Source organism: Janthinobacterium sp. GW458P (genome assembly GCF_002127585.1).
Taxonomy (GTDB): domain Bacteria; phylum Pseudomonadota; class Gammaproteobacteria; order Burkholderiales; family Burkholderiaceae_D; genus Janthinobacterium.
On the sequence record NZ_NEGZ01000001.1, the window covers coordinates 287,577 to 301,166 of the forward strand.

General features: G+C 65.0%; 11 protein-coding genes and 2 tRNA genes. 6 read left to right on the forward strand and 7 right to left on the reverse strand.

All coding sequences use genetic code 11. The annotated features are described in order from the left end of the window. Positions 1–2 precede the first annotated feature (2 nt). The 6 genes from CBW50_RS01280 to CBW50_RS01305 all read left to right on the forward strand — a co-directional run bounded on the left by CBW50_RS01280 (position 3) and on the right by CBW50_RS01305 (position 6,313). The gene (locus CBW50_RS01280; protein WP_086143811.1) at positions 3–644 is read left to right on the forward strand and encodes a 3-oxoacid CoA-transferase subunit B; all 642 of its coding nucleotides are present in this window, start codon (positions 3–5) and stop codon (positions 642–644) included. 27 nt (positions 645–671) lie between these two features. Beyond that, a complete protein-coding gene (pcaF, locus tag CBW50_RS01285) occupies positions 672–1,874 on the forward strand; it encodes a 3-oxoadipyl-CoA thiolase (protein ID WP_086143812.1) in 1,203 nt (400 codons plus the stop codon). Positions 1,875–2,025: 151 nt separating this feature from the next. Then, positions 2,026–3,321 (forward strand): MFS family transporter, encoded by a 1,296-nt coding sequence (locus CBW50_RS01290; protein ID WP_086143989.1) that lies wholly within the window; start codon positions 2,026–2,028, stop codon positions 3,319–3,321. Positions 3,322–3,399: 78 nt separating this feature from the next. Then, positions 3,400–4,095: a fumarylacetoacetate hydrolase family protein gene (locus CBW50_RS01295; RefSeq protein ID WP_086143813.1), complete on the forward strand. Its 696-nt coding sequence runs from the start codon at positions 3,400–3,402 to the stop codon at positions 4,093–4,095. A gap of 18 nt (positions 4,096–4,113) precedes the next feature. After that, complete coding sequence (locus CBW50_RS01300; protein WP_086143814.1) at positions 4,114–4,437, forward strand: thioredoxin family protein; 324 nt, start codon at positions 4,114–4,116, stop codon at positions 4,435–4,437. 589 nt (positions 4,438–5,026) lie between these two features. Beyond that, positions 5,027–6,313: an MFS transporter gene (locus CBW50_RS01305; RefSeq protein ID WP_086143815.1), complete on the forward strand. Its 1,287-nt coding sequence runs from the start codon at positions 5,027–5,029 to the stop codon at positions 6,311–6,313. Between the two features lie 66 nt (positions 6,314–6,379). Here CBW50_RS01305 and CBW50_RS01310 read toward each other — a convergent pair whose 3' ends face one another. The 7 genes from CBW50_RS01310 to miaA all read right to left on the reverse strand — a co-directional run bounded on the left by CBW50_RS01310 (position 6,380) and on the right by miaA (position 13,572). Then, on the reverse strand, positions 6,380–7,939 hold the full coding sequence (locus CBW50_RS01310) for a histidine-type phosphatase (RefSeq protein WP_086143816.1): 1,560 nt from the start codon (positions 7,937–7,939) through the stop codon (positions 6,380–6,382). Between the two features lie 111 nt (positions 7,940–8,050). Continuing rightward, on the reverse strand, positions 8,051–10,525 hold the full coding sequence (locus CBW50_RS01315; protein WP_086143817.1) for a TonB-dependent receptor: 2,475 nt from the start codon (positions 10,523–10,525) through the stop codon (positions 8,051–8,053). An 83-nt stretch (positions 10,526–10,608) separates the two neighbouring features. Then, positions 10,609–11,613 carry a FecR domain-containing protein gene (locus CBW50_RS01320; RefSeq protein WP_086143818.1) on the reverse strand — a complete coding sequence of 335 codons (1,005 nt, stop codon included), beginning with the start codon at positions 11,611–11,613 and terminating at the stop codon, positions 10,609–10,611. Further along, positions 11,610–12,137, reverse strand: coding sequence for a sigma-70 family RNA polymerase sigma factor (locus CBW50_RS01325; RefSeq protein WP_086143819.1), 528 nt, complete (start codon positions 12,135–12,137; stop codon positions 11,610–11,612). Before CBW50_RS01325 ends, CBW50_RS01320 begins: the two co-directional genes overlap by 4 nt. Positions 12,138–12,318: 181 nt before the next feature. Next, positions 12,319–12,395, reverse strand: a tRNA-Met gene (locus CBW50_RS01330). Between the two features lie 61 nt (positions 12,396–12,456). Beyond that, positions 12,457–12,533: transfer RNA gene (locus tag CBW50_RS01335), tRNA-Met, on the reverse strand. Between the two features lie 91 nt (positions 12,534–12,624). Continuing rightward, on the reverse strand, positions 12,625–13,572 hold the full coding sequence (gene miaA, locus CBW50_RS01340) for a tRNA (adenosine(37)-N6)-dimethylallyltransferase MiaA (protein ID WP_086143820.1): 948 nt from the start codon (positions 13,570–13,572) through the stop codon (positions 12,625–12,627). Positions 13,573–13,590: the final 18 nt, after the last annotated feature.

The following is a 13,590-nucleotide window of genomic DNA, read 5'->3' on the forward strand; positions in this document are numbered from 1 at the left end:
AAATGCAAAAATGGAATCGAGACCAGATGGCGGCCAAGGTGGCGGCCGACATCCATGAGGGCGCCGTCGTGAACCTGGGCATCGGCTTGCCGACCCTGGTGGCGAATCACTTGCCGGCCGGCGCGGAGATCATCCTGCACAGCGAAAACGGGGTGATCGGCATGGGCCCTGCGCCCGCACCCGGCGAGGAAGACTACGACCTGATCAATGCGGGCAAGCAGCCCGTCACCCTGCTGGCCGGCGGCAGCTATTTCCACCATGCCGACAGTTTCGCCATGATGCGCGGCGGCCACCTGGACATCTGCGTGCTGGGCGCCTTCCAGGTGTCCGCCACGGGCGACCTGGCCAACTGGCACACGGGCGCGCCCGACGCCATCCCCGCCGTGGGCGGGGCCATGGACCTGGCCATCGGCGCCAAGAAGACGTGGGTCATGATGGAATTGCTGACCAAGGGCGGTGAAAGCAAGCTGGTGCGGGCGTGCTCGTACCCGCTGACGGGCATCGCCTGCGTCAGCCGCATCTACAGCGACCTGGCCGTGCTCGATCTGGGGCCACACGGCGCCACGGTCGTCGAACTGGCCGATGGCTTGAGTTTTGAACAGCTGCAAGCCTTGACGGCCGTGCCGCTGACGGACGGACGTTAATTCAATCACTTTCTTGGAGGAAAGAGCATGACTCACGCTTATATCTGCGACGCGCAGCGTACGCCGTTTGGCCGCTACGGCGGCGGCCTGTCCGGCGTGCGCGCCGACGACCTGGGCGCCGTGCCCATCCGTGCCTTGATGGCGCGCAACCCCAACGTGGACTGGACGGCCGTCACGGACGTGCTGTACGGCTGCGCCAACCAGGCGGGCGAGGACAACCGCAACGTGGCGCGCATGGCCGCCTTGCTGGCGGGCTTGCCCGACAGCGTGCCGGGCGCCACCCTGAACCGTTTGTGCGGCTCGGGCCTGGACGCCATCGGCAGCGCCGCGCGCTTCATCAAGAGCGGCGAAGCGGGCTTGCTGGTCGCCGGCGGGGTGGAAAGCATGAGCCGCGCGCCATTCGTCATGGGCAAGGCCGACAGCGCCTTTTCGCGCGGCATGAAAATGGAAGACACGACCATCGGCTGGCGCTTCATCAACCCGCTGATGAAGGCGCGGTACGGCGTCGATTCGATGCCGGAAACGGCGGAAAACGTGGCCAGCGACTTCGGCATCAGCCGCGCTGACCAGGATGCGTTCGCCCTGGCCAGCCAGGTCAAGGCCCTGGCGGCGCAGCAGGCGGGCGTGTTCGACAGCGAAATCTGTCCCGTCAGCATCGCGCAGAAGAAGGGCGAGCCGATGATCGTTGCCCGCGACGAGCACCCGCGCGCCACCACCCTGGAAACCTTGATCAAGCTCAAGCCTGTCGTGCGCGCCGATGGCACGATCACGGCCGGCAACGCATCCGGCGTCAACGATGGCGCGGCGGCCCTGCTGCTGGCCGACGAAGCGAACGCTGCCCGTTTCGGCCTGACGCCTCGCGCCCACGTCGTGGCCATGGCGACGGCCGGCGTGGCGCCCCGCATCATGGGTATCGGCCCCGCGCCCGCCACCCTGAAAGTGCTGGCCATGACGGGTTTGAGCCTGGCCGACTTCGACGTCATCGAACTGAACGAAGCGTTTGCCGCGCAGGGCCTGGCCGTGCTGCGCCAGCTGGGTCTGCCCGACGACGATCCGCGCGTCAACCCGAACGGCGGCGCCATCGCCCTCGGCCATCCGCTGGGCGCCTCCGGTGCGCGCCTGGCCATGACGGCCGTCAACCAGCTGCACCGCACGGGCGGACGCTATGCGCTCTGTACCATGTGCATCGGTGTAGGCCAGGGCATCGCGCTGGTGCTGGAACGGGTCTGATTCCATGCGCCCGCAGGCGAAAAAGTTGCCGGTAGTACGTATTAACCCGTATGCCGGACGGCTTTTTGACCTTGATCAAGGGCGTATGATGCAAAACCAGCCCGCGCAATCCGGCTGGTGTTGTCTTTTTTACACGAACAAGAAGATTGATATGACTTCCCACGATACTCCGCATGACGTTGCGCAGCTGACTTCCCAGCAGCGCATCAAGGCCATCATTGGCGCTTCTTCCGGTAACCTGGTCGAATGGTTCGACTTCTACATTTATTCCTTCTGCGCCCTGTATTTCTCGCACGCCTTCTTCCCTTCCGGTAACCCCACCACGCAACTGCTGCAGACGGCAGGCATCTTTGCCGCCGGCTTCCTGATGCGCCCGGTGGGCGGCTGGCTGTTCGGCCGCATCGCCGACAAATACGGCCGGCGCCAGTCGATGATGATTTCCGTGCTGATGATGTGCGGCGGCTCCTTGATGATCGCCGTCATGCCGACGTATGACACGATCGGCGCCTTCGCGCCCTTCCTGCTGCTGGTGGCGCGCCTGTTCCAGGGCCTGTCCGTCGGCGGCGAATACGGCACCAGCGCTACCTATATGAGCGAAGTGTCGGAATCGGGCAAGCGCGGCTTCTTTGCCTCGTTCCAGTACGTGACGCTGATTGGCGGCCAGTTGCTGGCATTGCTGTTGCTGGTCATCCTGCAGCAGTTGCTGACGCTGGAAGAGCTGCGTGCCTGGGGCTGGCGCATCCCGTTCGTCTTTGGCGCCCTGGCGGCCCTCGTCTCGCTGAACCTGCGTAAATCGCTGACGGAAACGACTACCGCCAGCGAGCGCAAGGACAAGGACGCCGGCAGCCTGCGCGGCTTGCTCAAGCATAAGCGCGCGTTTATTACCGTGCTGGGTTTTACTGCCGGCGGCTCGCTCGTGTTCTACACGTTTACCACCTACATGCAGAAATACCTGGTGAACACGGCCGGCATGGATACCAAGACGGCCAGCGCCGTCATGACCTGCGCCTTGCTCGTCTACATGATTCTGCAACCGGTGTTCGGCGCCCTGTCCGACCGCATCGGCCGCCGCACCTCGATGCTGTTCTTCGGCGGCCTGGCCACCCTGTGCGTGCTGCCGATCATGCACGCCTTGAAGGATATTTCCAGCCCGTACGCGGCGTTCGGCCTGATCATCATCGCGCTGGCCATCATCAGCTTCTACACCTCGATCAGCGGCTTGATCAAGGCGGAAATGTTCCCCGTCGAAGTGCGCGCGCTGGGCGTGGGCCTGTCGTATGCGGTCGCCAACGCCATGTTCGGCGGTTCGGCCGAATACGTGGCGCTGCAGTTCAAGGCCTTGCACGTGGAAGAGTACTTCTATTGGTACGTCACCATCATGTGCCTGATTTCCTTCATCGTTGCCATCCGCATGCCGGACCCGAGCCGCTCGGGCTTGCTGAAGTAACGTTGTCGTAGAATAAGGGGCACCGCGGTGCCCCTTTTTCATTGCCGCCTTTTTCCACCGTGCCGATCAGGAGTTGTCATGTCGTATGTTATTCCCGCACCCTTGCAAGCCAGCGTACCCGTTGCCGGCAGCGTCGATACTTTTCCTGTTCACCGCATCTATTGCGTGGGACGCAACTATGTCGAGCACGCCAAGGAAATGGGCCATACGGGCCGCGAGGCGCCGTTTTTCTTCATGAAGCCGGCCGACGCCGTGCTGCCCGTGCCGGCCGGCACGACGGGAGAATTGCCGTACCCGGCGCAGACGCAGGATTTCCAGCATGAAATGGAGCTGGTGGTGGCCATTGGCAAGGGCGGCAGCGATATCGGCGTGGCCGATGCATTGAACCACGTGTGGGGCTATGCGATCGGCCTGGACATGACGCGGCGCGACGTGCAGGGCGCGGCGAAAAAGCTGGGCCGTCCATGGGAAACGGGCAAGGCCTTCGAACACTCGGCGCCGATCGGCCCCATTACGCCGGCCGCGCAGGCGGGCGACATCAGCCATGCTGCCATCACCCTGCGCGTGAATGATGATCTGCGTCAAAGCAGCAGCGTCGAGATGCTGATCTGGAACGTGGCCGAAACCATCGCCGACCTGTCCACCTACTTTACCTTGCAGCCGGGCGACCTGATCTACACGGGCACGCCGGCCGGCGTGGCGGCCGTACAGCGCGGCGACGAATTGGTGGGAGCCATCGACGGCCTGGGCGAATTGCGCGTGCAAGTGGTCTGAGCGGTCAAGGAGAGCGGCATGCTGAACGACACGTATTGCATGGCACAACCGGCGCGCGCCGCGATCGACGGCTTGGCCGGGCCGGCCCTGCTGGAATTCGGCGCTGGCTGGTGCGGCCATTGCCGCGCCACCGAGGCGCCGCTGGCGGCCGCGTTGGCGCAGTATCCCGGGGTAGCGCATATTCGCGTGGAAGACGGCCCCGGCCGCGCGCTGGGGCGTTCGTTCCGCGTGAAATTGTGGCCGACCTTGATTTTCCTCAAGGATGGCCGGGAAGTGGCGCGCCTCGTGCGCCCGCTCGACAGCGCGGACATCTCCAGGGCGTTTGCCCTGATTGCGGCGTAACTTCGGGGCAGACCCGCCGGGGGAGTGCGTCCCAAGGGGATGCGCTCCGATCGCGAAGCGACTGACCCCGGCAGTTGTCCACAACTTCTTGCCGCACCGCAGCACTGCGCGTATCATAAGCCGCTTACAGCAAGATCAACCGCATCCTTCGTGATGCAGCGCGATCATCGCCGGCCCGCTCCACCCGGAGGGGCCGCAGGCAAGGATTCACCACAAATGACCGATGCCGCGATGCCGACGCGCGGGTCTGGTACGGAATGCCTGGCGATACGCCTGGCCTGATACACGTCGCCCATCCCCTGACGCCTTTCCTGCCGTGCCCCGGGTAACCGGATGGCGCACGACCGTTGTTTCTCTAAATCAGCACTGATCACGGCGCGATAGCGCGCGTTGGTTCACCGTTGTCTGCCGTTAACAACGGCGTGTTGCAGCGTGGAATTTGTTTGCGAATTTAATAGCAATTTCGCAGCAAATACGCCCGCGCACAGCTATGATATGTGAACCGCGCGCCTAGACAACGTGCTGTGCTGCTGCCTGAAAAAACATCCAGAGAATGGCCTTTAGACACCCTCCCCAAGGAGCGCAGTAAATGAGCACCCCCCACAAGAAAAATTCCCCCGGCACGGTGCTGTTCGCCAGCCTGATCGGCACCACCATCGAGTTCTTTGACTTTTATATCTACGCCACGGCCGCCGTGCTGGTGTTCCCGAAACTGTTCTTCCCCGCCGGCGACCCGTCGGCCGCCGTGCTGCAGTCGCTGGCCACGTTCGCCATCGCCTTCTTCGCCCGCCCCATCGGTTCGGCCGTGTTCGGCCACTTCGGTGACCGCATCGGCCGCAAGGCCACCCTCGTGGCGGCCTTGCTGACCATGGGGATTTCCACCGTCATCATCGGCTTGCTGCCGACCTATGCCGCCATCGGCACCCTGGCGCCGCTGCTGCTGGCGCTGTGCCGTTTCGGCCAGGGCCTGGGCCTGGGCGGCGAGTGGGGCGGCGCGGTGCTGCTGGCAACCGAGAACGCGCCACCGGGCAAGCGCGCCTGGTACGGCATGTTCCCGCAACTGGGCGCGCCGATCGGCTTCTTCCTGTCGGGCGGTATCTTCCTGCTGCTGAGCGAAACCATGACTGATGAGCAATTTTTCAGCTACGGCTGGCGCATCCCCTTCCTCGCCAGCGCGCTCTTGGTCATCGTCGGCCTGTATGTGCGCCTGAAGATCACGGAAACGCCGGACTTCCAGAAAGTCATCGACAAGAACGAGGTCGTCAAGCTGCCCGTGGCCACCGTGTTCCGCCAGCATGGCCGCATGCTGTTCCTGGGCACCATCATCGCCCTGGCCACCTTCGTGCTGTTCTACCTGATGACGGTGTTCGCACTGAGCTGGGGCACGACCAAGCTGGGCTTCACGCGCAAGGAATTCCTTATCGTGCAGCTGTTTGCCGTGCTGTTCTTTGCCCTGACGATTCCGTTTTCGGCCGTGCTGGCCGACCGCCGCGGCCGCCGCGCCACCATGATCTGGGTCTCCGTCGCCATCGCCATCTTCGGCCTGGTGCTCGCGCCCATGTTCGGTTCGGGCGTGACCTGGGAAGTGACCGTTTTCATGGCCGTCGGCCTGGGCCTGATGGGCATGACCTACGGACCGCTGGGCACCATGCTGTCCGAGCTGTTCCCGCCTGAAGTGCGCTACACGGGCGCCTCGCTGACCTTCAACCTGGCCGGCATCCTCGGTGCCTCGCTGGCGCCGTACATCGCCACCTGGCTGGCCACCAACTACGGCTTGCAATACGTCGGCTACTACCTGTCGCTGGCGGCCGTGCTGACCCTGGGCGCGCTGCTGATGGTGGGCAAGCCGAAGGCGGGCAAGGAAGCCTGGCAGTAAGCGAGTCAACGCGCACGCGCCGTCTGCGCGCGCCACAAGCCGCCAGCTGCCCAGCTGGCGGCTTTTTTATTGCGCCGCCACGTGGCCGTAGCAGGATTTCAGTTGCGCGTAGTCGTAGAAGACGCTGCCCGGCGCGATGCGGGCGCCGTCGCACGCTGGCTGGAAGGGCGTTTCCCTTTCGTTGTACAGCAGGCGCACGATGAGCTCGCCTTGTCCGTTGCGGTACACATCCCACTGCAAATTGGCCGCCAGCGGCGAGACGCTCTGGCCGCGCCATGGACTGTCCGTATAGTTGTAGCTGGTCCCTGGCGGCAGCGCCTGCTGCAGACCCAGGGCCGAGGCCAGCGGGATGATCATTTCCGCGTGCGTGAAGCGCAGCTTGGCCGCGTGGCGCAGGTCGCCCCTGGCCAGTGCATCGACCTCATTGAAAAAATCCTCGCGCAAGGCCAGCGCGAAGCGCCAGGTCACGCCGCTGCTTTCCGTGGTGGCCGGTCCCTTCTGGTAAAAATCCTCGTGGTCGGCGACAGCGGCGTAGTAGCGCGCATCCTCGGCCGGCATGTAGCGGCTGAAATCGGCCGCTACCTCATGCCGCATGCCGGCGGCGATTGCGTAGAGCTCATACAGTTTCGTCGCGGCGGCATTCCGGCTGCGGATGACGGTCTTGCCGCTGCCGGTCATGGTGCGCGTCAGCTTGCCGTCCGCGCTGGTGAAGGTGTAGCTGCCCGTGTCCGCATAGCTGGCGCGCCCGTCTTCGAACTGGCCGAGGAAGGCCGGTGTAAACAGGCGTTCGAGCACATGGCGCGCATGCGCGGCCGCTTCCGGCTCTCTCGCCGGAGCGTCCATCAGGGCGTGCAACTGCTTGGTCCGTTCGTAGCGCTGGTAAGCCTGGCTGGCGGCATAGGTGGCGTAATGCGGGTCGGCGCGGTCGGCTACCCAATCCGTCTGCGGCGCCAGCTTGTGCGCGTACAGCAGGAAGCGGTTCACGCCATCCGGTGGTGGCGCCGGGGTGCGTCCCTGCGGATACGGCGCCGGCGCGGGCGGCAGGATCAGCAGCGGCGCCAGCGCCGGCGCGTGCTCCAGCAGCGATTGCGTGAAGAAGCGCGCACTGTCGCGCGCGCGCTCCACGCCGGAATGGATGGTGACGAGCTGGCGCGGCGCCGTGGCGGCGTCCTGCCCCACTTGCGCGAACAGGGCGGGCAGGCGCGCCAGCAGGCGCGCGGCCAGCTGCCGGTGCTCGTCGATGCCTGTCTGCGACAGGTTGCCGTAGCCGGGCCGCTCGATGCCGKCCACGCCATGGCCGAGCAAGGCATTGGCTTTCATCAGGGCCAGGATGTCGGGTCCCAGGGCGCGCCCCAGCGGCGTCAGGGCATCCTGCGCGGCCGCCTGCCGCCACATCGCGTACAGGGCCGCGTCGCCCTTCATGCCGGTTAGTCCGCGCGCACCGTGGCGCGCCACCAGCTGTGTGAAGATGGGCTGGAAGCCTGCCGGCGGCGCGGCATACGTGGCCGGGTCCTGCTGCGGCGCGTACGGCGTCTTGCTCTGGTAATAGCCGTCAACGGCCAGGGCGGGGCTGGCGCAGGCAGCCAGGGCCAGCAGCATGCTGGACAGGGGAAGTGGTTGGGGCATGTCTCTTTTTCGTGGTGAATAATTCTCGAATGCAAGCCTAGCACTGAACGAAAAAAAGGCGGGCACAGCTGAATGCCGTGCCCGCCTGTGCTGTCAGCGCAGCGCGTCAGCCTACCACTTCGGCGTGTACTTCAAGGTGAACTGTACATTGCGCGGGTCGCCATAGTAGTTATTCGACCCCGTATTGTTGTAGGACGGGATGATGTAGTTCTTGTCGAAGACATTGTTGATGTTGAGCGACAGGGCCACTTGCTGCGTGGCTTGCCAGGCCATGCGTGCATTCCAGATGGAGAAGCCGGCAACCTTGAACTTGTACGCGGTATCGATCGTATGGCTTTGCGTGTTGACGCCTGCGCCCACGCTGAACTTGTCCCAGGCGCCGGGCAGGGTATAGCTGGACCACACGCGCAGCATGTGCTTTGGCGTCCAGGTGGAAAAGGCCTTGCCGTGGTTGTCCGGGTCGTTCAGATAGGTCGTCGTCGTGTAGGCGTAGCCGGCCGACAGCTGCAAGCCGCGCGCCACTTCGCCAGATACTTCCGCTTCCAGGCCCTGGCTGCGCACCTTGCCCGAGGCACGCGAGCAGTACTCGTTATCGCACACCATGCCCGCATCATAGTCGAACACGGCACGGTTCTTGTGGTCGTAACGGAACACGGCCAGCGAGGTGTTGACCTTGCCATCCATCAGCCCACCCTTGATGCCCGCCTCGTAGTTGCTGCCCGTGATGGGCTTGAGGACCTTGTCTTGCGCATCGCGGATGCTTTGCGGCGTAAAGATGTCGGCATAGCTGGCGTAGGCCGACCATTGCGGATCGAGCGCGTAGATCAGTCCCGCCGATGGCGTGAACCTGGCGCTGGCGTTGAGCTGCTCTTCGGGACCTTTGGGCGTCGCATACACGAAGTCGTACCAGCTGAAGCGTCCGCCCAGCACGGCTTTCAGCTTGCCGGTCAGCTGGCCGTTCCAGCTGCCATACAGGCCCTTCTGGCGTATTTCGTAGGTGCTGACGGGCCGCACGCCGCGCGCGGCGATGCTGTCGAGGTCTTGCCATGGGCGGTTGTGCCGGATGTTGAAGACGTCGGCGCCGGATTCCCAGGCGCGGGCATAGACGTCGTCCGACGCCATCGTGACATAGCTGGCGCCCACGAGGACTTCCTGCGCGATGCCCAGGCCGTCGAATTTGCCGCGTACGTAGGTATCGATGCCGCGCTTGCGGTTGTCGAAATCCATGCCAAAGTCGCCATAGCGCGCGCCGCTGCCGTCGGGATTGATGGGCATGGCCACGCGCTGGTGCACGGAGCTGGTGTTTTCCTTCATGCTCACGACCGATGCCTTCAGGCTCCACTGGCTGTTGAAATGGTGTTCCAGGTCGAGATACACGTTGGTTTGCCTGGCTTCGCTGCGGTTCCAGTCGGCGCCCGTGAAGGTGGAGCGGGGCAGGTTCAGCGCGCTGCCGTCCGCGTAGCGGGGCAGGCCGATGAAGGTGGGGCGGCCGTGGGCCTTGACGTTGCTGACGGCAAGGCCCAGGGTGGTGGCCGGTCCCAGGTCATAGTCGAGTGCCGCGTACAGGGTACGGTTCTGGCTCCACACCTGGTCGACGAAGGAATGGCTGTCGTCTTCATCGACAATAACGCGCCCGCGCAGGCTGGCGTCCGCGTTCAAGGGGCTGCTGACGTCGAGCTGGGCGCCATAGTGGTCCCACGAACCGGCGCGCGCAGTCATGCTGACACTGCGCGCGGCGGCCGGGCGCTTGCGCACCAGGCTGACGGAGCCGCCCGGGCTGCCCGTGCCGACCAGCATGCCCGAGGCGCCGCGCAGCACTTCCAGGCGGTCGTAGATGACCATGTTTTCCTGGCCCCAGTTACCCAGCGCATAGGTGTTGCGGTCGATGGGCACGCCATCGTACTGCCATTGATCGATCTGGAAGCCGCGCGCCGTGATGACCACGCCCGGACCCACGCCATGCACGCCCACCACGCCGGTGACGTTGTTGACGGCTACACGCAAGTCCGTGATGCCCTGGTCGTCCAGGCGCTGGCGCGTCAGCACGCTCACGGATTGGGGGATGTCCTTCATCGCCTGCTCGCCCTTGCCGATGGTGATGCTACGCGCCGTGTAGGAGCCGCTGCCTTCCGTGGTGGCGCCTTGTTCGGCCTGGCCGACGATGGTAATCGAGGGCATGGTGCGCTCGGCCGCCGAGGCGGCATTGGCCGCCGCCGTGGGTGCGGGCATCGGCGCGGCCACCAGCACATAGCCGGTGGACGTCTTGCCGATGGCGTAGCCGCTGCCGCGCAGCAGCGCTGCAAAGCCGTCATCGATGGCGTAGCTGCCCTGCAGGCCTGCCGTCTGCAGCCCCTGCACCTTGGCGGCATCGATGACGATGGATACGCCCGCCTGCTGCGCATAGCGGTTCAGGGCACCAGCCAGCGGACCGGCGGGGATGGCGTAGCTGGCGGTGGCAGGCGCCGTTTGCGCATTTGCCTGGGCATGCATGCCGGCGCTTGCCAGCAGCAGGGCGGCCAGGGCCAGCGTGCGCAGACGCGTGCGCAGGGTGTTCTGGGACGTGACAGCAACAACTTGAGCGTACATGGTGACAGCCTTTTTTGAATGATCTCAGCTGCCTTGACGCACGAGATGCGCAAAGTGGAACTGCGAATGCTAATTATTTTTATTTATTTTATTGCGGGGGAGCTGGCGGGCGCATCCACCATCACCAGGTAGCGCGTCAGCATGCGGATGCGCAGTTGCGGGAAATTGTCGATCAACAGCTGCAGGGCCTTGTCCGTGTCGTCCAGCGGCAGCACGGCCGCCACGCGGATGTGCGCGAGCTGCGCGCGGTCGTAATGCAGCTGGCCGGGACGGTAGCGGGCCAGCTCGTCGAGCACCTCGGCCAGCGGCTGGTCGTCGACCACCAGCTGGTGCGCGCGCCAGGCGTCCTGCACGCCGGCCGCATCGATGGCCGTGATGGGGCCCACGCCATCGTCCGTGATGCGCGCGCGCTGGCCCGCCTGCACGATGCTGGCCGGCTGCCGCGGCACTTGCGCCGATACTTTCGACTCCAGCATGCTCAGGATGGTGGCGGCGCCGTCCCTGCGCACCGTGAAGCGCGTGCCCAGCGCGCGGATCGCCGCCTGGCCGCTGTCGACGATGAAGGGCCGCTGCGCATCCTTGGCCACGTCGACGAGGATGTCCCCCCGCACCAGTTCCACATGCCGCTCGCCCGCGCTGAAATGCACGTTGACGGCGCTGTCGCTGCCCAGGGTGAGGCGGCTGCCGTCGGCCAGGGTATGCGTGCGCCATTGTCCCGTGGGGCTGCGCAGGTCGGCCAGCAGGTAGGCGGGGCGTTCGCTGGCCAGCATGGCAGTTGTCAGTACCAGCATGGTGGCGGCGCTGGCGGCGGCCAGCTGGCGCAGGCGCTGGCGGGAACGCTTGGGCGCGATGGCGGCCAGCGCGGCGCGCGCGGGCCGATGGTCGCCGCCGGCCGGTTCGCGCACGGCGTGCAACTGGCCCAGCAGGCTTTCCATGCCGGCCGCCGTCGTCGCATGCAGCGGGTCGGCCGCCTTCCACGCGGCAAAGCCGGCACGCGCCTGTTCGCGCTCGGCCGGGTCGTCCGCGCTCAGCTGCACGATCCAGTGGGCGGCCTGTTCGGCGACGATATCCGTGCGTGTGCTGCTCATGCCGTCATGCCCGGGCAGGCGTGGCGGCAGGCCAGCAAGGCTTGCACCAGGTATTTCTGCACCATGCGCGTGGAGACGTTCAGCTGTGCGGCGACGGCCGCCTGCGGCAGCTCTTCCAGGTAATGCAGCAGAAAGGCGTCGCGCACCCTGGCGGACAGGCCCGCCAGCGCGCCGGCGATCTGCCCGAGCGCCTGCATGGCCATCAACACCTCGTCCGGCGATGGCGCGCCGGGCAGGCTGTCGGCCAGCAGGGCCAGTTCCGCCAGGTAGCTGCGTTCGAGTACTTGCCGGCGCGCGCGGTCGAGCAGCAAGCGCTTGGCCGTGGTGGACAGATAGGCGCGCGGCTCGCGCATGCCGAACAAGGCGTCGCGCGAGGCGATGATGCGTACGAACGTGTCTTGCGCGACGTCGGCCGCGCCATGCGGACAGCTGAGCTTTTTGCGCAGCCAGCCCACCAGCCAGCCGTGATGCTCGCTGTAGAGCGACTGCACTTGCTGTTGCAGGCTGGGCTGGATGGCGGACATGGGGAATGAATAATATAAATGAGAATTATTCTCATTGTAAGCGCCAGTGGCGTCTCGCCACAATCCCCGATTGCATGCGGAGGGGGGCAGGTGTTGCGTGCAGACCGCAATGCAGGGGTCGGAAATGAAAAAACCCGCCGCTGCACGGGGCAAGGGCGGGTTTTTCGATGCTGCAAATTCTTGGTGGTGATAGGTGGACTTGAACCACCGACCCCAGCATTATGAATGCTGTGCTCTAACCAACTGAGCTATATCACCAAACAGACCGGTCAGACCGGATGCTCGTTTTGATCAAGGAAAAAACCTGATCGATGTTCTTTGGTGGTGATAGGTGGACTTGAACCACCGACCCCAGCATTATGAATGCTGTGCTCTAACCAACTGAGCTATATCACCCAACAGCCGAGCATTATCCAGTCTTCGCATTTCCTTGTCAATGCTGGCCATGAAAAATCTGTGGATTTTTCGTGATGGCTGGTCTCTGTGATTATTTCAGCAACGCTTGAATCTGCGCCAGCATGGATGAGGCCGGGTCTGGGCCCAGGCAATCGATGACGATGCGCTCCGGCATCGAGCGCAGCCAGGTGAGCTGCCGTTTGGCCAGCTGGCGCGTGGCGATGATGCCCGTCTCGCGCAGCGCGGCGCGGTCGATGCGGCCATCGAGGTACTCCCAGGCCTGGCGGTAGCCCACGCAGCGCATCGAGGGCAGGCCCGGATGCAGGTCGCCGCGCCGGCGCAGCTGTTCCACTTCATCGAGCAAGGCGTCGTTTTTCAGCATGAGGTCGAAGCGCGTGGCGATGCGCGCGTGCAGCACGGCGCGGTCGGACGGCTCCAGCGCGAACGATTGCAGCCGGAATGGCAGCACGGTCTTTTCGCGCAGGGCCAGCAGGGCCGACATGGGCTGGCCCGACAGGGCGATGATTTCCAGCGCGCGGCCGATGCGCTGTGCGTCCTGCGGCGCCAGGCGCGCCGCCGTGACGGGGTCCTGCTGCGCCAGGCGCGCATGCATGGCAGGCCAGCCGATGGCGGCCGCATCCTCTTCCAATTGGGCGCGCAAGGCGGGATCGGCGCCGGGCAAATCGTCGAGGCCATCGGCCAGGCCCTTGAAGTACAGCATGGTGCCGCCGACGAGCAGCGGCAGCTTGCCGCGCGCGGAGATCTCCGCCACCAGGCGCAGGGTATCGTTGCGGAACTGCGCCACCGAATACGCGTCCAGAGGGTCGATGATATCGATCAGATGATGCGGCACGGCGGCCAGTTCCTCTTTCGACGGCTTGGCAGTGCCGATATCCATGCCGCGGTAAACGAGGGCGGAATCGACGGAGATGATCTCGGATGGGATGGCTTGCGCGATGGCCAGCGCACTGGCCGTCTTGCCGCTGGCCGTGGGGCCCATGATGGCGACGGCCAGGGGGAGGTGTGGGGTGGTTTGCATGTTGAATCTTGTAAGGTG

Bases quoted from the DNA above. Each gene is read 5' to 3' on its own strand.
- CBW50_RS01280 (WP_086143811.1), top strand. From the start codon at position 3: ATGCAAAAATGGAATCGAGACCAGATGGCGGCCAAGGTGGCGGCCGAC.
- pcaF (WP_086143812.1), top strand. From the start codon at position 672: ATGACTCACGCTTATATCTGCGACGCGCAGCGTACGCCGTTTGGCCGC.
- CBW50_RS01290 (WP_086143989.1), top strand. From the start codon at position 2,026: ATGACTTCCCACGATACTCCGCATGACGTTGCGCAGCTGACTTCCCAG.
- CBW50_RS01295 (WP_086143813.1), top strand. From the start codon at position 3,400: ATGTCGTATGTTATTCCCGCACCCTTGCAAGCCAGCGTACCCGTTGCC.
- CBW50_RS01300 (WP_086143814.1), top strand. From the start codon at position 4,114: ATGCTGAACGACACGTATTGCATGGCACAACCGGCGCGCGCCGCGATC.
- CBW50_RS01305 (WP_086143815.1), top strand. From the start codon at position 5,027: ATGAGCACCCCCCACAAGAAAAATTCCCCCGGCACGGTGCTGTTCGCC.
- CBW50_RS01315 (WP_086143817.1), bottom strand. From the start codon at position 10,525: ATGTACGCTCAAGTTGTTGCTGTCACGTCCCAGAACACCCTGCGCACG.
- CBW50_RS01320 (WP_086143818.1), bottom strand. From the start codon at position 11,613: ATGAGCAGCACACGCACGGATATCGTCGCCGAACAGGCCGCCCACTGG.
- CBW50_RS01325 (WP_086143819.1), bottom strand. From the start codon at position 12,137: ATGTCCGCCATCCAGCCCAGCCTGCAACAGCAAGTGCAGTCGCTCTAC.
- miaA (WP_086143820.1), bottom strand. From the start codon at position 13,572: ATGCAAACCACCCCACACCTCCCCCTGGCCGTCGCCATCATGGGCCCC.